This window comes from Nesterenkonia sandarakina, assembly GCF_003003175.1.
GTDB classification, from domain to species: domain Bacteria; phylum Actinomycetota; class Actinomycetes; order Actinomycetales; family Micrococcaceae; genus Nesterenkonia; species Nesterenkonia sandarakina_A.
Map to the genome: position 1 here is coordinate 110223 of NZ_PVTY01000010.1, position 21470 is coordinate 131692.

The window sequence follows — 21470 nt, forward strand, 5'->3', positions numbered from 1 at the left end:
AGCAGCTGATCACGCGATCCTGGGGTTGATCATCGTCATCCCCGGGGTCGCGGAGCGCTGCATCTCCGGCAGCAGGACGGCCGCCTCCTGCAGCCCGACCACGCGTTCGATCAGGTCCTGCGGGCGCAGCACATCGCTCGCGATCAGAGCCAGCATCCCGGGATAGTCGGCGGCGGCCATGCCGTGGCTGCCCAGCAGGTCCAGCTCCCAGGCGATCGCGCGGGCCATCGGGACCTGGGAGAGTCCGGTCTCGGTGGGCAGCAGCCCGATCTGCACATGCCGGCCGCGCCGGCGCAGGCTCAGGACCGCGGCCGCGCAGGTCTGTTCACTGCCCACGGCGTCCACCGAGACATCGCTGCCCTCCCCGGTGATCTCACCGACCGCTGCGGGCACGTCGCGCCCGTCGGCGAGGATCACGTGATCGGCGCCGAGCTGCTGTGCGGCGACCAGCGCCTCGGGGCTGCGGTCCACGGCGATGACCTGGGCGCCGAGCGCCTTGGCGATCATCACCGCGCTCAGTCCCACCCCGCCGGCGCCCACCACGGTGACCCATTCCCCGGCGCGCAGACCGGCCCGTGCGGTCAGCGCCCGGTAGGCGGTGGCGAAGCGGCAGCCGAGCGCGGCCGCCGCCTCGAAGGAGACCGCCTCCGGGATGGCGACCAGGTTCGTGTCGGCGGCGTGCAGCGCGACGCGCTCGGCGAAGGATCCGGCGTGGGTGAACCCGGGCTGCTGCTGGTTCGGGCAGACCTGCGCGTTGCCCGAGCGGCACCAGTCGCAGGTCCCACAGCCGCAGACGAAGGGCACCGTCACCCGCTCACCCACCGAGAAGTGCTGCACCGCGGGGTCCACCGCGGCGATGATGCCGGCGAGCTCATGACCGGGCACGTGGGGGAGGGTGAGCTCCTCGTGCCCGGCCCAGGCATGCCAGTCGCTGCCGCACAGTCCGGTGGCGTGGACCTCCACGATGACCCCGCCCGGCGGTGGGGTGGGTTCGGGCACCTCCCGGACGTCCAGGGGCCCTGCGATCTCGTCCATCACCATTGCGCGCATGCAGATGGATCTTACCTGCGGTCCCGGTGCGCGCAGGTGCCGGCATCGATTGGGCAGTTTGCGGTGGAATAAGCCGGTGTCCCAGTCGTCATTCCACCGCGAACTGCCCAATCGATGAGCCGCTCAGCTCAGTCAGCTCAACTCAGCGGAGTCCAGTTCAGCGGAACCCAGCTCAGCGGGCGCCGTCGCGGATCGTGCCGTACTCCAGGGCGCTCCAGAAGTCCCCGCGCACATAGCGCTGCTCGGGCTCCGTGTTGTGGTCGAAGGCCCGCTTCCGTCCCATGTTCAGCGCCTCGGCGACGAGCCTGCGCTGATCCTGGCTCTCCAGGATCCCGGCCTCCAGGGCCGCCATGTCGTAGCGGGAGTCCAGCTCGGCGCGCAGCCGGGCGACCGTGCTCGCCAGGTGGTCCTCGCGGGCGGCATTGTGCAGCTCGTGCGGGTCCGCGGCGAGGTCGAAGAGCTGATCCACGTCGCCGGGGCAGACCACGTACTTGTACTGACCGCTGATGATGGTCAGCTGCGGCCGGTAGGTGCCCTCGGCGAGGTATTCGATGATCACCGGGCGATCCTTGGGTCCGATGCCACCGGTCTGCTCGCGCCGGGCGATCTCGAACACCGAATCACCGGCGGACTTCGGCATCGGGGCTCCGGCGAGGTCCACCAGCGTGGGCATCAGGTCCAGCAGCGAGACCGGGGTCTGGTGTCGGCCCCTGGGCACCAGGTGCTCCGGCCCGTAGGCGATCAGCGGCACCCGCGAGGAGCGCTCATAGGGGGACATCTTGTACCAGAGCCCCCGTTCGCCGAGCATGTCGCCGTGGTCCGCGGTTACCAGGATCACGGTGTTCTCGCTGAGCCCCAGGGTGTCGAGGCGCTCGCGGATCCGGCCCACGTGGTCATCGATGTAGCTGACCGCCGCGTAGTAGGCGCGCCGGGCGTTGCGGACCTGGTCTCGGTCCGGGTGGCGCTTGTCGAAGCCGCTCATCGCGCGCAGCCGGTGGCTGTGCGGGTCCTCCGCGATGTCGGGCACCTCGGGATGGGCCGGGTCGGGGATCTCGACGTCGGCGAACCGGTCCCAGTGCTCCTGCGGCGGCTCATAGGGGTCATGTGGGTGGATGAAGCTGCTCACCATCAGGAACGGCTGGGCGTCCTCGCCGGTAGCAGCGGCCGCCTGGTTCGCGCGGACCCGGTCGTTGAGGTGGCGCAGGGTGCGGAAGCCGACCTCGTCGTCGAAGTCCTGCTGGACCGAGGCCTTGGAGACCCCGGCGGTGAACACGGCGTCGGCGTCGTGATACCACTGCAGCTTCTGCTCCAGCGGCAGCGTCCAGTCCGGGACCATGTCCAGATCGGCTGGGTAGACGTCGGTGGTGAGGCGTTCTTCGAACCCGTGGTGCTGGTCCGCGCCGACGAAGTGCATCCGGCCCACCAGAGCGGTGTGATATCCGGCATGGCGCAGCCGGTGCGCGAAGGTCGGCACCGAGGAGGGGAAGTCGTCCCCGTTGTCGAAGCAGCCCAGCTCCGAGGGCATCACGCCGGTCATCATGGACGCGCGGGAGGGCGCGCACAGCGGGGAGTTGCAGTAGGCGCGGTCGAACACGGCGCCCTCCTCGGCGAGGGAATCCATGTGCGGAGTCTTCGCCGCGGCGTCGCCGTAGGCACCCAGTGACTGGGCGGCCATCTGATCAGCCTGGATGACGACGATGTTCGGGGGTGAGACGCTGGAGGGGTGCTCGGGCGGGGACACGGTTCCGGTGTGGTGTGAGATGTTCTGGTCGTCAGACATAGTGTGTCCCTCCTTCGTGATGAGCACTGAAATGGGTGTCCTGCGCGCAGGAGTGCAAGCGGCGCGCTCTGCCAGGCTACAGGTCATCTTCCGCGCCATTCCGGGGCGAACGCTGGCCTGGAGCGATCATCAGGAGACAGACAGGGGAGCAGAATGACCGACGCGAAGCACCGTCCCGCACCCGCATCCTGTTGCAGTCCGGGACGCCCGAACGACGTCCCCAGCACCAGCCCGACGACGACGCCGCCCGCCGCTCACGCCTCAGCCGGGAAGGCCGCGCTGGTGTCCCAGCTGGCCGCCACCGCCGCGTCCCAGCTCTCCATGATCGGATTCTCCGCAGCCGATTTCCGCATGGGCAGCGAGGATCCACAGGCCTACCCGGACGACGGCGAGGGTCCCGTCCGGCCCGCCCGCGTCGAGGCGTTTGCGATCAGCCCCACCACGGTGACCGTGGCCCAGTTCGCCCGCTTCGTGCAGGCCACCGGTCACCGTACCGACGCCGAACGACATGGGGATTCGCTGGTCTTCCAGGGACTGCTCACACCTGAGCTGCGCGAGGCGGCTCCGGCTCCGGAGCCCTCCACTCCCTGGTGGCGGCAGATCCCGGGTGCCGCCTGGTTCGCGCCCGAGGGTCCTGGATCCACCGCCCTGGGGCGCGAGGATCACCCGGTGACGCAGGTGTCCCAGCGCGACGCCCAGGCGTACGCGGACTGGGTCGACGCCCGGCTGCCGAGCGAGACCGAATGGGAGTATGCCGCCCGCGGCGGACTCGACCAGCAGCCCTACCCCTGGGGTGGGGATCGCGATCCGGACGGCACGCGCCGGATGAACATCTTCCCCGGCGAGTTCCCCGAAGGGGTGGCCGGGCAGATGGGGACCCGCCCGGCGGAGTCCTTCGAGCCCAACGGGTACGGGCTCTACAACACCACCGGCAACGTCTGGGAATGGACCGCCTCGGCGTTCACCGGGGGAGCAGCCGTCGGCCCGGAGGTCTCCGCGAGGGTCTCAGCAGGGTCAGGGTCTGGGCGGCCGGGGGCTGATCCGGTGATTGATCCGGTGATGCGCGGAGGCTCCTATATGTGCCATCGCTCGTACTGCCGGCGCTACCGCACCTCGGCGCGGACCTCTGCCTCGGCAGACACCTCGCTGGGTCACACCGGGTTTCGGCTGGCGTTCACACCGGCCACGCCGGGCTGACCACGGCGTCGGGGCGGGTGCGGCGCAGGTACTCCTGCAGGTCCGCGGACTGCCCGATCTTCCATCCCGCCTGGAGCCGGTGCAGCTCGGGCGCTGGGATCTGCAGCTGCGGGAACCGTTCTGCCTGTGCGCAGGCCACCTCCACGGCTGCCCAGGCGTCCGGGGTCGCCGAGTGGGCGGCCTCGAGCTCGACCTCGTAGTGCAGGCACATCTGGGTCAGCGTGCGCTTGCCGCGACGGTACTTGTCCACCTGCTTGTCGATCACCAGCGGGTCGATCACCCCGACCGGCTCGGTGAACTCCACCCCATGGCGCAGCGCCTCCTGCTGCAGGACGGTGAAGTCATACGGGGCGTTCATCACCACCACGGCGCTGCCGGCGGCGAACTCCTGCGCCAGCGCGGTGGTGATCTGGGCGACCGCCTCGGCCGCGGGCTGCCCGTTGGCCTGGGCGTATTCGGTGGAGATGCCGTGGATCGCGGTGGTCTCGGCGGGGATCTCCACGCCGGGGTCCACCAGCCATTCCCGGGTGCGCACACGCTGACCCTGGGGCGTGGGGGACTCGAGCGCACCAGCCTCGGCGCCATACTCGGTGCCGGCGCCGCCCTCGGTGTCATCGAAGATCACCAGGGCTGCGGAGACGATCCGCGCCACCCGGGGATCCCGGGACGTGGTCTCCAGGTCAAAGCCGACCCGGCGGCGGGTGTGCCAGGACTCGCTGCTGGGGGTGATCTCGAAGAGGGTGGGGGTCTCGGCCATGGCACTACGGTAGCGCGCGGGTGGGACATGACCGCGGACATCACCCTGCGCCGTCGACCCGTGATGACTCGCAGGTGCGCCGGGTCATGTCAGGGGGCTCTGATTGAATGATCCCCATGGAGTTCGATCAGTCCCAGCATCAGGTGCTTTCCGCCGCCGAGCGCCCCGGACATGGGCCGATCCTGAGCTTCGGGGGTCCCGGCAGCGGGAAGTCGACGCTGGCGGCGGAGCTGGCGCTGCGCCACCTCGAGTCCGGACAAGACTCCTCCCGGCTGCTGCTGCTCTCACCCACCCGCGCCACCTCCGCGGTGCTGCGCGAACAGGTCGAGGCGGCCTGGGCCGCCCGGGACACCAGCTCCCGCGGCGGGTCCCTCTCGGAGCAGCCCTCCCGGTCCTTTGCCTCATACGCCTTCTGGCTGCTCGGGGAGGCCCGGCGTCGGGAGATCCTCAGCTTCACCGCGCGCCGGCCTCGGCTGCTCTCCGGCGCCGAGCAGGACAGCATCATCCGGGAGCTGCTCGCGGCGGATCCCGCCAGCGGCCTGCCGCCGATCCACTGGCCCTCCTCGTTGGAAGAGGCTGCCGGCACGGACGGATTCCGCAAGGAGATCCGCGAGCTCTTCGACCGCGCCGCCGAGTACGGTGTTTCACCCGAGCAGCTGCGCGGTCTGGCCGAGCAGTGCCGACGCCCGGAATGGGCCGCCGCCGCGGAGCTCTACCAGCGTTACCGCGAGGACCTCGACGCCGGCGCCAACGCCGACGCCTTCGACCCGGCGGGGCTGATCAACGAGGCCTGCAACCTGCTCGAGGAGAACCCCGAGTTCCTCGAGACCGAGCGTCAGCGGCTGCGCCGCATCGTCGTCGATGACCTGCAGGAGGCCACCCCGTCGGTGTATCGACTGCTGCGCCTGATCGGGGCCGGGGCCGACGTGCTGGCCTTCGCCAGCCCCGAGACCGCGGTGCAGGGCTTCCGCGGGGCACGCCCGGACAAGCTGCGCAGCTGGACCGTGGCGCCGCGCCGGGTCGCCGCCGAGAGCGTGCTCGGTCTGAATCCGGAGACCGACGCCGAGATCGAGGGCATCGTCCGGCGCAGCATCTCCGGCGCGATGACCCCGGACCCCTATGGCGGGCTGCCAGGGGTCGAGCCCAGCGTGATGGTGTTGGAAGGCAACCACCGGATCACTCCCGAAGTGGGCCGGGCCTACGCCCGCGCCCTGCGCCGGATCGCCCCAGCCGGACCCCAGCAGCCCCGCCAGCGCTGGCTGCAGCTGCTCAGCGAGACCACGACTGACCGGGTCGGCGCGGCACAGGGGTCCAGTGTGTCCACATCCCCGGGATCGACGTCCAAGGGCCAGAGTTCCCACGACCAGTCAACCCTCAGCCAGCCGCTGACCGAGCTGCCGGTCTCGACGCCCACGGGCACCGGGTCCTGCGCGGTGGAGATCGTGCCGGGGGACTACCTGGCCGAGCAGTTCGTCCTGCAGGAGGTTCTGGACCGGCACCACCGGCACGGGGTGCCCTTCGACCAGATCGCGGTCATCGCCCGCAACGGCGCGCTGCTGAAACGACTGGTGCGGATGTTCCAGACCCAGGGCGTCCCGGTGCGCCAGTCCATGAGCGACGTGATCCTCAATCAGGAGTCCGCAGTGGCCCCGCTGCTGCGCGTGCTGCGCCTGGTCACCGTCCAGCAGGACCCCGAGGCCGAACACCCCGTCACGCTGCCCGAAGTGCTCGCGCTGCTGACCAGCCGCTATGGCGAGACCGACTCGATGACCCTGCGCAGCCTGCGCCAGGTGCTGCGCAGCCAGGAGCGCCGCCGACTGCGTGCCGACTCAGACGTCTCCGACTCAGACGTCTCCGACTCTGGCCCGGCCGAGCCGCGCAGCTCCGACGAGCTGCTGGTCGCCGCCGCGAACGATGCGGCCGACCCGGTCTTCGAAGCGGTCCGCGCCCAGTCGCGGTTCCAGCACCTCACCCGCGGGCTGGAGCGGGTCGCCGCGATGCTCGCCGCCGGGCACGCTGCCGCGGGACCCTCCAGCGGGCCCGAGGAGCTGCTCTGGGAGATCTGGAACGCCGCCGACGTCAGCCGGCACTGGGCCGGCCTCACCCGCTGGGCCAGCGCGGAGGGTCGCCGTGCAGACCATGATCTTGACGCGGTGATGGCACTTTTCCAGGCCGCAGAACGATTCTCCGACCAGAACCCCGGGGCCTCGGCGATCGCGTTCGTGGACCACATCGAACGCCTGGAACTGCCCATGGACACCCTGGCGAAGACCTCCGCCGCCGACGCCGCGATCGAGGTCCTCACCCCCGCCAGCGCGGCAGGCCGTGAGTTCGACACCGTCATCCTCACCGGACTCCAGGAGGGCGCCTGGCCGAACCTGAACCCGCGCGGACAACTGCTGGGCAGCGGACACCTCGTGGACGTCGTCGAGGGCCGCGCCGACGCGTCCGCCCAGTCACTGCTGGTCAAGCGGATGAACGTGCTCCAAGACGAGTACCGGCTCTTCGCCTCCGCGGTCTCCCGAGCCAAGAACCGGCTCTACGCGGTGGCCGTGCACGCCCAGGAGGAGAGCCCCTCCATGCTGCTGGACCTCGTGGTGCCGCCCGGGGAGCGCGAGGCCCGCAGCGGCGCCATCCCGCGCCCGATCACCGCCCACCGGCTGATCGCCGAGCTTCGCCGGCACCTCGAGATCAGCATCCAGACCGAGCTCGACGCCGACGCCGGGTCCAGCGCCGCCGAGTCCCACGATGATGAGACCACCGAGACCCAGCGTCGGGCGGCGGCCCGAGCGCTCGCCGTGCTCGCGGAGGGTGGACTCATCGGGGCCGAACCGCAGACCTGGTGGGGCCTGCCCGAGCTCAGCACCACTGCACCGCTGCTGGAGCCGGAGGACGTCGTCCGGGTCTCGCCGTCCTCGGTGCAGAGCGCCATCGATGCGCCGCTGCAGTGGTTCACCGGTGCCGCCGGAGGGGTCGAGGCCACAGATTTCAGCCGGATGCTGGGCTCCCTGATCCACGAGATCGCCGAGCACCATCCGGCCGAGACCGACCGCGAGGTGCTGACAGCCGAGCTCGACGCACGCTGGGACAGCCTGGGACGCGAGGAGGGGTGGGAGACCGAGAAGGACCGCTCCCGTGCCCGCGTGATGCTCAAGAAGCTCGCCGGTTACTTCGGCCACGTCCAGGGCCAGGGTCGCCAGGTCATCGCCCGCGAGCTGCAGGTCGAAGCCAGTCTGGAGATCCCGCTGCCGCCTGAGGAACCAGGCGGACCAGCCCAGACGCGATCCGTCCTGATCCGCGGCGTGATCGACCGTGTGGAACGCACCGAAGCCGGTGAGCTCTTCGTCATCGACCTCAAGACCGGTCGGCACAAACCCGCGCAGATCGAGATCCCCACCCACGGGCAGCTGGGCTCCTACCAGCTGCTGGTCGCGCTCGGCGCGGTGGACCGTGCCCTGCACGAGGCGCAGGAGACGGCACCACCTGCAGCCGAGACGAGCGTCCCAGCACCCTCGCCGGGCAGAGGGGCCGCGCTGCTCCACGTGGGCACCACCGTGGCGAAGACCGACCTCCAGGAACAGCCTCCGCTCGGACCGGAGGACACCTGGCCGATGGAACAGCTCACCCAGGCCGCCCAGGTGATGAGCGGTCGAGTCTTCTCCGCCTACCACTCACCGAACCAACAGCGCTGCCTGGTTGGCTCGCTCTGCCCGCTCTGTGAGAACACGAAACAGGTGACCCAGCCATGATGACCCTGGAGACCATGCGTTACAGCGCCCGCGACATCGCCGACGCGCTCCAACGTGACACCCCCGCCGAGAAGAGGCATTACCCCACCGCCGAACAGCAGGCGGTCATCGAATCCGGGCTGGACCCGATGCTCGTCGTCGCCGGCGCCGGGTCGGGCAAGACCGCCACCATGGCTGACCGGGTGGTCTGGCTGGTCGCCAACGGGATCGTGCGCCCGGACCAGATCCTCGGTGTGACCTTCACCAAGAAGGCCGCCGGAGAGCTGCGCGAACGGATCACCCGGAAGCTCGAGCAGCTCCTGGAGGCGGAGCTGATCTCTCCGGCCGATGTCGTGCCGGTGGAGGTCTCCGACACCGTGGAGCACGCCGACATCTCCGAGCTGCTGGCCCCGGCCGTGTCCACCTATCACTCCTACGCGAACACCCTGGTGACCGAATATGGTCTGCAGATCGGCCTGGAACCTGAGACTCAGCTCATCGGGGAGGCCAAGGCCTGGCAGCTGGTGCACCGGCTGGTCAGCGCATATGACCGTGCCGAGGTGCTGGTGGAGGCAGAACAGTCGGCGGGGAACCTCGCCGGATACGTGATGCGCCTGGCGGGGGACTGCGCCGAGCACCTGCAGTCCCCGGAGGCGGTGGAGGCCCACCTCGACATTGAGCTGGCCCGGGTGGATGCCTGGCAGGAGGCCGGCGCGGCACTGAGCAAAGATCAGACCACGCTGGTCCGGGCGCTGCGCGTGCGCCGGGAGATGGCCGAGCTGGTCCGCCGCTACCAGGAGAAGAAGCTCACCGAAGGACTCATGGACTACGGGGACCTGCTGCGCTTCGCCGCGCAGATCGCCCAGGACGTCCCCAGTGCCGGGGAGGCCGAGCGGGAGAAGTACAAGGTGGTGCTCCTCGACGAGTTCCAGGACACCTCCTACGCGCAGCTCGCCCTCTTCAGCAGCCTCTACGGCGCCGGCGGCTCCGGCGGCGGGATGGGCCACGCGGTCACGGCCGTGGGGGATCCCAATCAGTCCATCTACGGGTTCCGTGGCGCCTCCGCCGGGCAGCTCTTCGATTTCCCCCAGTCCTTCCCCGCAGTGGACCCCGCCACGGATCAGCGTCGGCCCGCAGCACTGCTGCAGCTCACCATCGCCTGGCGCAACGGCGAGCGGATCCTCGACGTCGCCAACCGGCTGGTGACACCGTTCGCCCCGGACGCCGCAGACTCCCTCGACAAGCCGTGGCGCGCGCACAACGCGCATCTGCGCGGGCAGCTGAGACCACTGAGCCCGCCCGACGGAGCCCACACCGCCACCGTGCGCTACGGCTGGTACACCTCAGACATCGAGGAATCCCAGGCGATCACCGAACAGCTGCGCGCCGTGCTGCGGCCCGAGACCCATCGCGACTCAGACCAGGAGGCCCCGAGCTGCGCGGTGCTGGCCCGGACCCGAGCCCAGCTGGAGACCATCGCCGAACAGCTGCGCCTCGCGGGACTGGACTATGAGCTGGTCGGACTCTCCGGGCTGCTGAGCACCTCCGAGGTGGCCGAGGTGCTCGCCTATCTGCGGGTCATCGCCGACCCCGGACGCTCCGATGCGCTGATCCGGATACTCGCCGGCGCCCGCTACCGGATCGGGCCCCGTGACCTGCTTCAGCTGCAGCGCTCCGCCCGCGACCTCGAAGGGCTGCGGCTGCGCGCGCCCATCTCGGAGCAGAACCAAGACAGCTCGAACGCGGGGGAAGGGGTCACCGACGCGGAGGACCGGTACGAGTCCACCGAGCTGGAGATGGACGAACGCGCCTCCCTGGTCGAAGCGTTGGAACGGCTCAAGGACTCCGCAGAGCACGCCGAGCAGCTCGGTCTGTCCGCTGAAGGGCACCGCCGGCTGCTGCTGGCGAAGGAGCAGATCCGGCGGCTCCGCCAGTGGGCCACGCTGGACCTCGGCGTGCTGATCCAACGCATCGTCAGCGACACCGGTCTCGACATCGAGGTCGCGGCCCGGCCGTGGGAGGAACAGCACTATGCCGCACGGCAGCTCGACGCGCTGATCGATCAGGCCGAGAGCTACGCATCCACCGAGACCACCCCGGACCTGCGCAGCTTCCTGGACTGGCTGGACGCCGCCGAGGAGAAGGAACGCGGTCTGGAACAGGCGGATGTCGAACCGACCCCCGGTGCGATCCAGCTGATGACCATCCACGCGTCCAAGGGACTCGAATGGGACGTGGTCGCCGTCGCCGGGCTGCGCGAGGACAAGTTCCCCAGCGCAAAAGCCGACCGCTGGACCGGCAGCAACGGCATGCTGCCGGCACGACTGCGCGGAGATCGCCGCAGCATCCCGCAGTGGGAGACCGAGCAGCCCGATCTGCGTTCCTGGGCCGTCTCGGCTGGAGTGGGCAGCTGGAAGCAGTTCACCGAAGACAACCGGGTCTTCACCGAGGACGTAAGGGACTTCAGTCGGGAGGAGGAACGACGCCTGGCCTACGTTGCGGTGACGCGGGCGAAGAAGCTGCTGCTGTGTACCGGCGCCTGCTTCTACGGCACCTCCGCCGGTAAGGAGCCCTCGGAGTTCCTCGAGGAGATCCGCGAGGTGGCCGACGGCTTCGGCGACGCATCGGCGGTGTTGGAGTGGGCGGAAGTCGCCGATATGAAGGACAACCCGGTGGGCAATGACCTCTTCGGCGCCCAGTGGCCCTATGACCCGCTGGCTCCGCTGCCGATCGGCCGCTACCGGCGGCAGGTGGCGGAGGGGGAGCGGACCACGCTGCCGCAGGTCCACACGGTGGAATCTCCGAAGGTGCAGCCCGGTCGCCGAGCCGCGCTGACCCGTGCCGCCGGGCTGGTGGAACACGCCATCGCCGACCGCGCGCAGCCTGCAGCAACATCCGACGATTCTGGTGCGGCGGCGCTGCCGCTGACTCCCTGGGAGCAGGAGGCCGAATGGGTCGTGGACCGGGCGCGAGAGCAGCAGCGCGGGACCGGAAAACCTCACTTCCCGGCGCACATCAGCGTCTCCAGCGTCGTGGGCATGGCCCGCAACGCGGAATCCATGGCCGAGTTCGCCCGCCGTCCCGTGCCGGTCAAACCCTCCCAGGCGGCACGTCGCGGCACCGTGATGCACGAATGGATCGAGGAGTTCTACGAGACCCGCAGCAGGCTGCCCGGGATCGAGGAGCCGCACCGCGGCGATGAGGACCTGGATGACGCCTTCGACCTCTCCACGGTCAAGGAGCGCTTCGTGGCTACCGAATGGGCGCACCGACGCCTGTACGCCGCGGAGATCCCAGTGGAGACAACACTGGAAGGTGTCGTGGTCCGTGGCCGGATCGACGCCATCTTCGGCAAGGACGACGCCGGCCAGGACCTCACCGCAGCCGATTTCGAGCGCTGGGAGCTGAAGTCAGCGGAGGACCGGAATGCTCAGATGCAGCAGTGCAGCTGGGACCTGGTCGATTGGAAGACCGGCATGGTGCCCACCGGAAAAGACCTGCGCGAGAAGCAGATCCAGCTGGCGGTCTACCGGCTGGCCTTCCACCGGCTCTACGGGGTGCCGCTGGAGCAGATCGGAGCATCTTTCTTCTACGTGGAGCATGGGGTGACCGTGCCAGGGACGAATCTTCCGGAGGAGGAAGCGCTGAGGCAGTACCTCCGCGATGCGCGCAGCTACTTCGGCGGATGATTCCTGGTCGGAGCCGTGCGGAGGGCTGACTCGATGTCCAGCAAGACATCCTCGATCGATTCGTGCTCCCAGTAACGGAGTACGGTCCAGCCTTCGTCACCCAGAAGGCGCGAGGTCTCCACGTCGCGCGCTCGGTTGCCCGAGATCTTCTTGGACCAGTAGTCCTGGTTCGTCTTGGGCATGATGAAGTGCCTGGGGCAACCATGCCAATAACAGCCGTCGATCAGGACCACTACCTTGCGACGGGTGAACGCGATGTCGACACTGCGACGGCGGTCCGAAGCGAGTGGTCGGTAGTTGACGCGGAATCGCCATCCCCGAGCATGAAGCGCGCGCCTGATCAGGAGTTCAGGCTTTGTATCCCGACCCTTGTTCGCGCGCATGGTCAGGCGCGCATTTTCGGAGGAAGCCCAGGACTCTGACGTCAGACTGGCTCCGGTGCCATCAGCTTGGTGGCTGTCCACTTTATGTTGGCGGGGACGCTGGGGTACGGCTCCCCGCGGAACGATTTGAAGAGCGCTTCGAAGATGACTCTTGCACCTTCGACTGGCACCGCCATGCCGATCTGTTTGCGAACGCTGCTGACACCACCGTGGAACCGGAAACCGTCGGGGAAGGTCTGGAGCCGAGCGCGCTCACGATTGGTCAGTGCTCGGTCCTCGGACCAGTGGTAAATGTGCGTGCCTCCGCCACCGGAACCTGTCACGGTGTAGCTGGGCTTGTTTCGTTCGAGTCGGCGGTAGATGTTGCTGAGAGTGACGCCCTTGACGTTTAGTGCCAGTTCTCCTTCGAGGCCCGCGTTGAATGCGTTCTTTCCCTCGGGGATCGCCCGGAGTCGCTTGATCACGTTGAGGCTGTGCCTTGTGGGTTCTTGGTGGCTCGCATTGGGTGCAATGCCCGCCAAAGCCTCTTGAACAGTGATGTGGTTGTTCACTGTATTTGGCGCGGGAATAGTGAACCTGACTCCTCGCTTTGCTTCGTCCTCGCGGATGCCGACGATGATGACGCGGTGTCGCTTCTGCGGGACCCCGTAGTCCTCGAATCGATAGAGATGAGGAGTCAGGCGGTATCCGGTGTCGGCCAAGGCGTTAAGGATCTGGGGAAGGGCCTGTCCAGCATTGGAGCTGCGCAGACCGGACACGTTCTCGGCGATGAACCAGCGCGGCTGCTTCTCCTTTAGGACCTCTACGCCATTCTGGTAAAGGGGGCCGAATCTTCCGTTGAGTCCAAGGTTCTCGCCCACCGTGCTGAAGTCGTTGCAGGGGAAGCCGAAGGCGAACCCATCGATTTCACCAAGGCCACCTATGTCGAGTGTTCTCACGTCTGAGCAGTGGACGTTCTCGGGCGCGACGTGGATGTTGCGCCGGTAGGTGGCGCACGTGTCGGCATCGATGTCGTTCGCCCACGCGTGAACGAGTTCTACTCCCACATCGGTCGCAGCCTGACTGGCGCCCAGGGCCATGCCGCCGGGGCCTGAAAAAAACTCCCCCATTCTGAATCGTGCACTCATTCCGACTCCTCCGGTTACCTGTCCCTTGCGGACAGTTCAGCTCGTCCAAATCTAGCAGCTCTCTGTGCACCCTGTCGTTGACACTTTGGTCGACGGACCATGCGCGTTCATTCGAATGTACCTTCGACCTAGGACACGAGACGGTGCACTTGTTCACCCCGTACGCTCCCGACCTCTTCGACGACGTCGGAGGACTGCCTCGGGGTGGTGACGTGGGCGGAACAGCTCTGCCGAGGCAGTCGAGTCAGCGGTCGCCTAATCGTGCTTTGCGAAAAATGGACTCCAATAAGGGGTCCTGCTGTGGGACGTGTCATATGCGTATGATTCGATTTAGCTTACTGATCGAACCAATGACCAAAGTGGAGCCTGATGTCCGAGAATCACCTTCAGATTCGCCCAAGCCCCAAGCTCATGGAGAGTATGCGTGCATTGGGTTACACCTCAGACGTAGCGGTCGCAGACATCGTCGACAACAGCTTGGATGCAGGCGCAAGCTCGATCGAGGTTCGCGGTGATGTCAGTGACGAGCCTGCCTGGCTATGGGTATCTGACAACGGTCACGGCATGAGTCTCACCCAGATGGTGGAGGCTCTGAAGCTCGCAGCCGTATCAAGCGTGGACGCACGGGGCGAGAATGACCTTGGCCGATTCGGTCTAGGCCTGAAGACCGCCAGCTTTTCACAGTGTCGACGTCTGACAATTATTTCGCGGCGGGATGGTGTCACGCACGGAATTCGATTCGATCTCGACGAGTTACGAGAGTCCGACGACTGGTCTGTGAGGCGGCTCGAGGAGTCGGACTTGGGTGAAGTCCCGGGGTTCGAGGAGTTCTCAGAGCAGGAGTTCGGAACATTGGTCTGCTGGCAGAAGCTTGACCGACTGATGGAGAGCCGTCCGAGCGGCGCCGCGGGCATGGGTGAGGTGATTGCTGAATTGAGATCACACCTCGGACTGACATTTCATCGGCTGCTGGCGCCTGAGGATAAGTTTCGAGGACGGCTGTCCATGGTCTTGAACGGTCGCGCCGTTCAACCGATCGACCCCTTCCTGCGCCAGAACCGCGCTGTGGAGATGACATCGCCGGAAGCTCTAAAGATTGGCAATGACACGATCAAGGTCCAGGCGTTCACATTGCCCGACTCCTCGATGATCACAGGCCCGGATGCCGAGCGTGAGGACCTCCGGGATGGCATGTACGCTGCTCAAGGATTCTATTTCTACCGCAATAGACGACTCATCAGTCACGGTGGGTGGGCCAACCTTGGTGGTCGGCGAGACTCCACCAAACACAGCAGGATCCTTGTGGATCTGCCTAACTCCTCGGACGACCAGTGGCAACTCGACGTTATGAAGAACAAGGTTGTTCCTCCGGCATCAGTGCGTCGTCAATTGATGAGATTTTACGAAGTTGGAAGTAGAAAGAGCGGCCGAATCATCTCGTATCGTGGCCGGCGGGTGCCCAACCCTGACGTCGAATATGCATGGATTCCGGTAAGTGAGCGTGGAGGTTTCCGGTACGAGCCCAACATTGAACACCCTGTGCTCGACGATGCTCTGAACGATCTCTCGAAAACTCAGAGGGACAAGATGATTCTCGCGCTGAAGCATCTAGGGCTGCTCATTCCATACGGCGACATCAGACGCCGCATGTCGATAGAAGACGAGGTGCCAGCTCGCGACAATCAGGAGGCCCTCATTCAACATGCATTGGACGTGGCCGCCGCCCTCGAACTCAAGTGGGGAGATTCCCCAGCCGTCAAAGCTGTCCTGCAGCAGGTGGAGCCATTCGCTGGCCGCCGGGATCTAGACCAAATTATTGCTATGGCGGATAGAAGCCGCTGAATGCTGGAACCAACGTAAGGATTCTCGGGATGGCCAAATATATGACGGAAGCAACAGGTGTGAAGAGGTTTAAGGATCAACCTGGATACAGCGAGCTGACTTCACTGGTGCACGCTTGGGTTGACAACAGGGTGGATCGCGAAGCGCCTTCCGAAGACGAGCTTCGCACCAAGGTTCAGAGGCTGGCAGTTGTTGTCGACGACCTCGCCGATGTTGCGGAAACAGATCTTTCGGACTTCCTGGATGCGGTCACTCGCGAGCTCCTTACGCAGGTGAATACGACCCAAGAGATCGGCGAGGCGGTTGTGTCCGCCGACTATTCGCCCTGGATCAAGGATAGGTGGGCCCAAGAGTCCTCTGACTGGAGTTTCTGGAGCACTTACAAGCGCCTGTTGCAGGTGGAAGATCGTCCGAGCAAGATGATCAGGACGCTGGAAGACGATGTGAAGAACATCCTGGACCTAGCTGGCGACCCAACCGTCGAGGGGCAGTGGCACCGTCAGGGACTTGTTATGGGCGATGTTCAGTCGGGCAAGACGTCAAACTTTATCGGTTTGATGAACATGGCAGCAGATGCGGGTTTTGGCCTGTTCATTGTGGTTGGAGGTCATACCGAGGATTTGCGCTCCCAGACTCAAGAGAGAGTCGATGACGGATTCATTGGCCGCCGATCATTCGATATAGATGCTCGCAATCAATCCCACCATCAGCCCCGTGGCGTTGGAAAAATCCGGAAACGAAACCAGTCCGTCATTTCCGGTACAACAGTAGAGTCGGACTTCGTCGCGGGGTCTGATCGAACGCAACTCGGAGACTTGGACAGCAGTGTGACGGCCCCTGTCGTCCTGGTAGTCAAGAAAAACTCAAGAATCCTGGAGAAAGTGGCGGCCTGGCTTAAGACTGCGGCAGGTGGCGGAACCCTCTCGACACCCCTCATGTTCATTGATGATGAATCAGATTATGCATCTGTCAACACAAATAAAGTAGATCAAGCAGAAGCCACAGCCGTGAATCGGGCTATTCGCAGCATCTTGGACCGATCCGAGCGGACCAGCTACATCGGATTTACGGCAACACCTTTCGCAAACGTCCTGATCAATCCCGATGCTGAGGGTGATCTTTTTCCACACCACTTTGTTTATTCTCTGTATGCGCCAAGTAATTACCTGGGTGTGCAAACTTATTTTAGCGATGAGACGCGAGATAAATATGCAAGAAATGACCTGAAAGATGCAGAATCAACTTTTCCATTCCGTCATAAGTCCACGCATGTAGTTTCTGAAATTCCGAAGAGTCTCGAGCGAGCGATCGACACGTTCATCATCGCCTGTGCCGTGACAGATCTTGACAGTGGAACTAGGGCGCCTCGATCCATGCTCGTCAACGTAAGCCGGTACCGCGAGGTTCAATCTCAGGTCCACAGGCTGGTGGAAGAACATCTCTCAGCGGTCGTCAGTGTGATCCGAAACATGACACCTGAGTCGATCGAAGGCGCAGGGGGTTCAGCGTTGGTGCAACGCCTCCGTAACAGGTGGTCAACGGAGTATTCGACCCTTAAGTATACCTGGAGTGACATAGCAAGAGTGCTGCCAGACGCAGTTGAATCCATAGAGACCGAACTCGTGAATGGCGACACCGCCAAGCAGCGGGCGCAGAGCGCAGAAGTTCGGTCTAGAAGTCAGAATGATTCTGGACGTCGATTCATCGCGGTCGGAGGGGCTATCCTCTCGCGTGGGTTGACCCTCGATGGACTAGTGGTCAGTTACTTCTACCAGCGGACTCAACTTTCAGATACCTTGCTGCAGATGGGTCGATGGTTCGGCTACCGAGACGCATACAAGGACCTGGTGCGCATATGGCTTCCACTTGAGGTCATGGATTGGTTCTTGTTCACGGCAGACGCATTGGCTGAGATTCGACGGGACGTCAGTGTGATGCGGCAGGCACACCTAACGCCGCGGGAGTTTGGCCTGAAGATCCAGAAGCATCCAGAGGCACTCAAGGTCACGGCGGCAAACAAGATGCGCCATGCCGATAAGGCGACCGTTGACCTGTCGTTCGACCGGCAATCGGTTGAAACTACGACCGCGGCCATAGATCAGGCGTCCACCAGCAGCAATCGATCGGCGTTGCGCGACCTTCTGTCCGCCTGCGAGGGAGAGGTAGGTGATGCTGGCCTTCCCGCGAGTAGGCAACTTGTGGGTGCAGCCTCGCACGTCGCCTACTCCCGGATCGGTCGTTTGGCAGTCGAAGACTTCTTTGGGTCGTTTGTCCCAGGTTCAGGGGACGCGAATTTCGCCAGGAACTCGGAGGGAGCATCATTCGTCTCGGAGTATGTGCGGTCAATGGATCCCGATCTCGGTGAGTATTGGGATGTGGCCGTCATGTCAGGGCAGGGGTCAACTGTGGAGGTGCATCCGGAGATTAAAAAAATCTCCGCGACTAGGCGCAACAAGGCCAGTAAAGTTGATGCCTCGCGGCCCTATATCGAATTTGCCCAACGCCGCTTGGCTTCGGGAGACAACCTGTATGACATCGCTCGAAACCTCGACAACGGATCCGTTGTCCGCTGGAATGAGCGACTAGCCGCTCGATCGTCGACACAGTCTGTTCGCTCAGGACTTGCAACTGGAGTGAATGTAAAACTCGGTGAGAGTGACGTCTGTGCTGTGATTGATCGCCCCATTCTGATGATCTACATAATTGAGTCAAATCCACCATCAACTGACCTGAGACCAGACCGTGCATACATTGAGGCCGAAGACTCTGTCATTGGACTAAAGTTGACATTCCCTGCGCTTAGGAAATCAGACGGTTCCGTTCGTGAAGGCAATAAAAAGACGCAGTATGTTGTCAATCGTGTTTGGATGCAGGAATCTGGCCTAGCCAAGGAGGACCGAGTACAGGGAGTTGTTGGAGACGATGAGTGAAGTTGGAACGCCCACCCTCGACTGGTTCGTGGACCAAGCTGTCGAGTTGCGCCGTACTGACGTCGGAGTCGGGAAGCGCGTCGACGCGGAATTCATCGATCTGAGGTTTCAAAGCTTCGGCAGCAAGCGTGTGGGTCTCCGTGTCGCGTTCGAGAGTCGTCCGAGGATCACTACAACCTTGCAGCTGGTGCGTTGTGATGTCCGGAAAGTAGGCAAAGGGTGGGTCCTCGATGTAGTCGAGCGTGAACCCGATGCCTCCGCTCAGTCTGCGCCGTTCTTTCGTGATCTCGCGCGGAGACTTTGGCGCGCGAATCAGGACTCGGCACTCGTGCATGTGGAGTCCACGTTGCGTGCCTGGAACAAGGCATTTGCCGCGCGGCGTGACCTTATGAGCGACGATGAGATTCTTGGTCTCTTCGGGGAGCTAGAGATACTGGGAGTCATTCTCGATCGAGGGCTTGCCGGCCCTGAGGCCATTCCGTCCTGGACGGGGCCCGAACGAGCCGATCACGACTTCTCGTTGCCGGGGCGGTTCCAGGTCGAGTGCAAGGCTACTTCGCCGCACTCAGAAAGACTTCATATCAGCAACGAACACCAGCTTGAAGCCAAAGATGTACCCCTCTATCTGGCGTGCGTGAGGTCGTCCCAAGTCGTGGACTCCCGTTACGGGACCACGTTGCCCGAGATGGTGGAACGGATTGAATCCAAGTTGCTGGACGACGGCTCCGTCCAGCTGTTTCATCAGAAATTGGAGGCCGTAGGCTTCGACCGCTCTGATTCGAGGTATGAGGACATCCCTATCCAGCTCACCTCTGTTAAGTATTACGAAGTGCGAGACGGGATGCCTCGGATCGTTCCCGGAGACCTTCGCTCCGGTGTTTCGCACATCAGTTACCAGGTACTCACCAATGATCTGGCTGCTTTCAGCGTCCCTGAACTGCCGGACGCGTTAATCTCGAAGAGGACGTGATCATGAATTTCTCACACTTCCAAGCAGGTCTGGTCAATGATGGACGTACCCGTGCCGAGACGGACCTGACCACCTTCGAAGAGGCCATAGGTCTCGTATTGTGTGATCTTCTCGAGGAACTGGAGATAGTCCAGGACCTCCAGGTGTTCCACGCCCGCACCAGGAGTGTCAGGAATCGCCAGCTGGCGATCGAGGCGGTCGGTGAGGACCCCGTTGACGGAACTACCTCTATCGTTGTGGTCCTGAATACGCCAGACGTCGATTCTTCGCTCAAGAAAACCGAGATTGACCGCGCAGTTGCTGGTGCTGAGCAGTTCGTGAGGCTTGCTATAGCAGGTGACCTGCAGCCACATCTGGAGGAAAGTGCCCCTGCCTACGAGTTGGCAGAGTACTTCAGAGATAGATCCTCGGACACGGATCGCTACCGGGTTGAGGTGGTCAGCAATGCAAGTGCCACGCAGGGTGTGAAACAGCTGTCCTTTGAGCCTGCGACCATTGGCAGCGCAACCATGACTTTTCGAGTGTGGGACGCGGCACGCCTGCACAACACGGTCAGTTCCAGCTCACAGCGTGAGCCGATCGAAATCGTCCTGGGGGAGGAAGGCGAGGGCGTGCCCTGTGTGCACGGAGGGACCACCGAGGATGGCATCAAGACTTACCTCTTCACGATCTCGGGGCGTCATCTGGCTTCCATCTATGACGATTTCGGGTCACGGGTTCTCGAGTCCAACGTGCGCGGCTTCTTGAGCGCCCGAGGCAATGTCAATAAGGGCATCCAGTGGACTCTCAACAATGACCCGGACATGTTCCTCGCTTTCAACAATGGCCTCACGACCACCGCCACAGACGTCACTCTAGAACAGCACGCCGGCGCTCTTCGCCTGAAGTCCCTCAAAGATTGGCAGATCGTGAATGGGGGCCAGACGACGGCCTCGATGTGGTATTTCGCCAACCAGAACAAGAAGCGAAATCCTGACAAGCTCGCGAATCTCGATGGGGCCTCAGTTCAAGTGAAACTTGTAGTGGTCGATGACGAACGTGCATCTGAGATCGTTCCCGATATCGCTCGCTACGCCAACAGTCAGAACAAGGTCAATCTGTCGGACTTCTCCTCCAATTCGCCCTTCCAGAAGCTGCTGGACCGCCAAAGCCGGAACGTCCTTGCACCCTCCCAGGAGGTCCAGTACGACACCCGGTGGTTCTACGAAAGAACCCGCGGAGCATACGAGAATGCGCGGGCTCGAACATCCGGTGCACGCGTGCGCGAGTTCGACGCCCATAATCCCAAGAGTCAGAAGTTCGACAAGCTTGAGGTCGCCAAGGTCGAGAACATCTGGCGATTCGCGCCTCAGGTGGTGAGTAAGGGAGCCCAGTCCAGCTTCTTGTATTTCTCAGAGTTGATCGCCAAAGAATGGAATCGTGATGAGAACCAGTTCAACGACGCCTACTATCGGGACCTGATCGCCCGGTTGATCCTGTTCCGCAGCACACGGAGCCATGTGCAGGAGGCCCCGTGGTACACCACGGGTTACTTGGCCAATATCGTCGCCTATGGGATGAGCAAGTTCCTCTACGATCTCCAGGACATGTTCGACGAGCACATGATCGATCTAGGAGCCATCTGGCGAGAGCAATCCTGCGACGCGCGTGTCATGGAGAATATTGACGTCGCATGTGAGGCTGCTCGCGAGTGAATATTCGCGGTTTTGAGGGCCATTCGTATTGGGTTTGGGCGCCAGTGACTGTTTGCGGCGATGGACGTGGTGGGAGCCATCGTCATTTTGGTTCGGAGCCACCTGCTTAGGCTCCTTCCACTGGGTGTAATGGGCACCCGGCGGAAGGAGTAGTTCAATGGTAAGGAAGATCAAAGCCAAGGTCGTGCTGCAGCTACGGGCCGAGGGCCTGTCCGGCAGGGCGATCGCGGCGTCTCAACAGATCTCGCGGAACAGTGTTGCCGAGGTGCTGGAGGCCGCCGATGCGGCCGGGGTGCGGTGGGATGATATCTCGACTCGAGCTG

General features: G+C 64.1%; 12 protein-coding genes and 1 pseudogene. 8 read left to right on the top strand and 5 right to left on the bottom strand.

The genetic code is table 11. The features are described 5' to 3' along the window. Positions 1-9: 9 nt before the first annotated feature. Both BCL67_RS09910 and betC read right to left on the bottom strand, forming a co-directional pair. Complete coding sequence (locus tag BCL67_RS09910; protein ID WP_106123279.1) at positions 10-1050, bottom strand: zinc-binding dehydrogenase; 1041 nt, start codon at positions 1048-1050, stop codon at positions 10-12. Between the two features lie 172 nt (positions 1051-1222). Next, the gene (gene betC / locus BCL67_RS09915) at positions 1223-2830 is read right to left on the bottom strand and encodes a choline-sulfatase (RefSeq protein WP_106123280.1); all 1608 of its coding nucleotides are present in this window, start codon (positions 2828-2830) and stop codon (positions 1223-1225) included. A gap of 153 nt (positions 2831-2983) precedes the next feature. Between betC and BCL67_RS09920 the strand changes: the two genes are divergently transcribed. Further along, on the top strand, positions 2984-4027 hold the full coding sequence (locus BCL67_RS09920) for an SUMF1/EgtB/PvdO family nonheme iron enzyme (protein ID WP_181255968.1): 1044 nt from the start codon (positions 2984-2986) through the stop codon (positions 4025-4027). Here the strand turns inward: BCL67_RS09920 and BCL67_RS09925 are convergent. Next, a complete protein-coding gene (locus tag BCL67_RS09925) occupies positions 4005-4784 on the bottom strand; it encodes a 3'-5' exonuclease (RefSeq protein ID WP_106123281.1) in 780 nt (259 codons plus the stop codon). The genes BCL67_RS09920 and BCL67_RS09925 overlap by 23 nt on opposite strands. A 116-nt stretch (positions 4785-4900) precedes the next feature. Here BCL67_RS09925 and BCL67_RS09930 point away from each other — a divergent pair, with 116 nt between their 5' ends. Then, positions 4901-8533: an ATP-dependent DNA helicase gene (locus BCL67_RS09930; RefSeq protein WP_181255969.1), complete on the top strand. Its 3633-nt coding sequence runs from the start codon at positions 4901-4903 to the stop codon at positions 8531-8533. Further along, entirely contained in the window at positions 8530-12201 is a 3672-nt protein-coding gene (locus tag BCL67_RS09935; protein WP_106123283.1) for an ATP-dependent DNA helicase, read from the top strand. The genes BCL67_RS09930 and BCL67_RS09935 overlap by 4 nt, the downstream gene beginning before the upstream one ends. Here BCL67_RS09935 and BCL67_RS09940 read toward each other — a convergent pair. Then, positions 12186-12665 carry a very short patch repair endonuclease gene (locus tag BCL67_RS09940; RefSeq protein ID WP_258174939.1) on the bottom strand — a complete coding sequence of 160 codons (480 nt, stop codon included), beginning with the start codon at positions 12663-12665 and terminating at the stop codon, positions 12186-12188. The genes BCL67_RS09935 and BCL67_RS09940 overlap by 16 nt on opposite strands. Then, on the bottom strand, positions 12626-13711 hold the full coding sequence (locus BCL67_RS09945) for a DNA cytosine methyltransferase (protein WP_106123285.1): 1086 nt from the start codon (positions 13709-13711) through the stop codon (positions 12626-12628). The genes BCL67_RS09940 and BCL67_RS09945 overlap by 40 nt, the downstream gene beginning before the upstream one ends. Before the next feature lie 369 nt (positions 13712-14080). Here BCL67_RS09945 and BCL67_RS09950 point away from each other — a divergent pair, with 369 nt between their 5' ends. The 5 genes and pseudogenes from BCL67_RS09950 to BCL67_RS09970 form a co-directional block, all read left to right on the top strand. Next, positions 14081-15553 carry an ATP-binding protein gene (locus tag BCL67_RS09950; protein WP_106123286.1) on the top strand — a complete coding sequence of 491 codons (1473 nt, stop codon included), beginning with the start codon at positions 14081-14083 and terminating at the stop codon, positions 15551-15553. Positions 15554-15582: 29 nt separating this feature from the next. Continuing rightward, positions 15583-18483 carry a Z1 domain-containing protein gene (locus tag BCL67_RS09955; RefSeq protein ID WP_106123287.1) on the top strand — a complete coding sequence of 967 codons (2901 nt, stop codon included), beginning with the start codon at positions 15583-15585 and terminating at the stop codon, positions 18481-18483. After that, positions 18476-19453, top strand: a complete 978-nt coding sequence (locus BCL67_RS09960; RefSeq protein WP_106123288.1) for a PD-(D/E)XK motif protein — start codon at positions 18476-18478, stop codon at positions 19451-19453. The genes BCL67_RS09955 and BCL67_RS09960 overlap by 8 nt, the downstream gene beginning before the upstream one ends. Before the next feature lie 2 nt (positions 19454-19455). Then, on the top strand, positions 19456-21147 hold the full coding sequence (locus BCL67_RS09965; RefSeq protein ID WP_106123289.1) for an AIPR family protein: 1692 nt from the start codon (positions 19456-19458) through the stop codon (positions 21145-21147). A gap of 157 nt (positions 21148-21304) precedes the next feature. Beyond that, positions 21305-21470, top strand: a pseudogene (locus BCL67_RS09970) (IS21 family transposase); the annotation flags it as partial.

Coding starts and splice junctions, on each gene's coding strand:
- BCL67_RS09930 (WP_181255969.1), top strand. CDS start 4,901: ATGGAGTTCGATCAGTCCCAGCATCAGGTGCTTTCCGCCGCCGAGCGC.
- BCL67_RS09955 (WP_106123287.1), top strand. CDS start 15,583: ATGGCCAAATATATGACGGAAGCAACAGGTGTGAAGAGGTTTAAGGAT.
- BCL67_RS09945 (WP_106123285.1), bottom strand. CDS start 13,711: ATGAGTGCACGATTCAGAATGGGGGAGTTTTTTTCAGGCCCCGGCGGC.
- BCL67_RS09925 (WP_106123281.1), bottom strand. CDS start 4,784: ATGGCCGAGACCCCCACCCTCTTCGAGATCACCCCCAGCAGCGAGTCC.
- BCL67_RS09935 (WP_106123283.1), top strand. CDS start 8,530: ATGATGACCCTGGAGACCATGCGTTACAGCGCCCGCGACATCGCCGAC.
- BCL67_RS09910 (WP_106123279.1), bottom strand. CDS start 1,050: ATGCGCGCAATGGTGATGGACGAGATCGCAGGGCCCCTGGACGTCCGG.
- BCL67_RS09920 (WP_181255968.1), top strand. CDS start 2,984: ATGACCGACGCGAAGCACCGTCCCGCACCCGCATCCTGTTGCAGTCCG.
- BCL67_RS09965 (WP_106123289.1), top strand. CDS start 19,456: ATGAATTTCTCACACTTCCAAGCAGGTCTGGTCAATGATGGACGTACC.
- BCL67_RS09960 (WP_106123288.1), top strand. CDS start 18,476: ATGAGTGAAGTTGGAACGCCCACCCTCGACTGGTTCGTGGACCAAGCT.
- betC (WP_106123280.1), bottom strand. CDS start 2,830: ATGTCTGACGACCAGAACATCTCACACCACACCGGAACCGTGTCCCCG.
- BCL67_RS09950 (WP_106123286.1), top strand. CDS start 14,081: ATGTCCGAGAATCACCTTCAGATTCGCCCAAGCCCCAAGCTCATGGAG.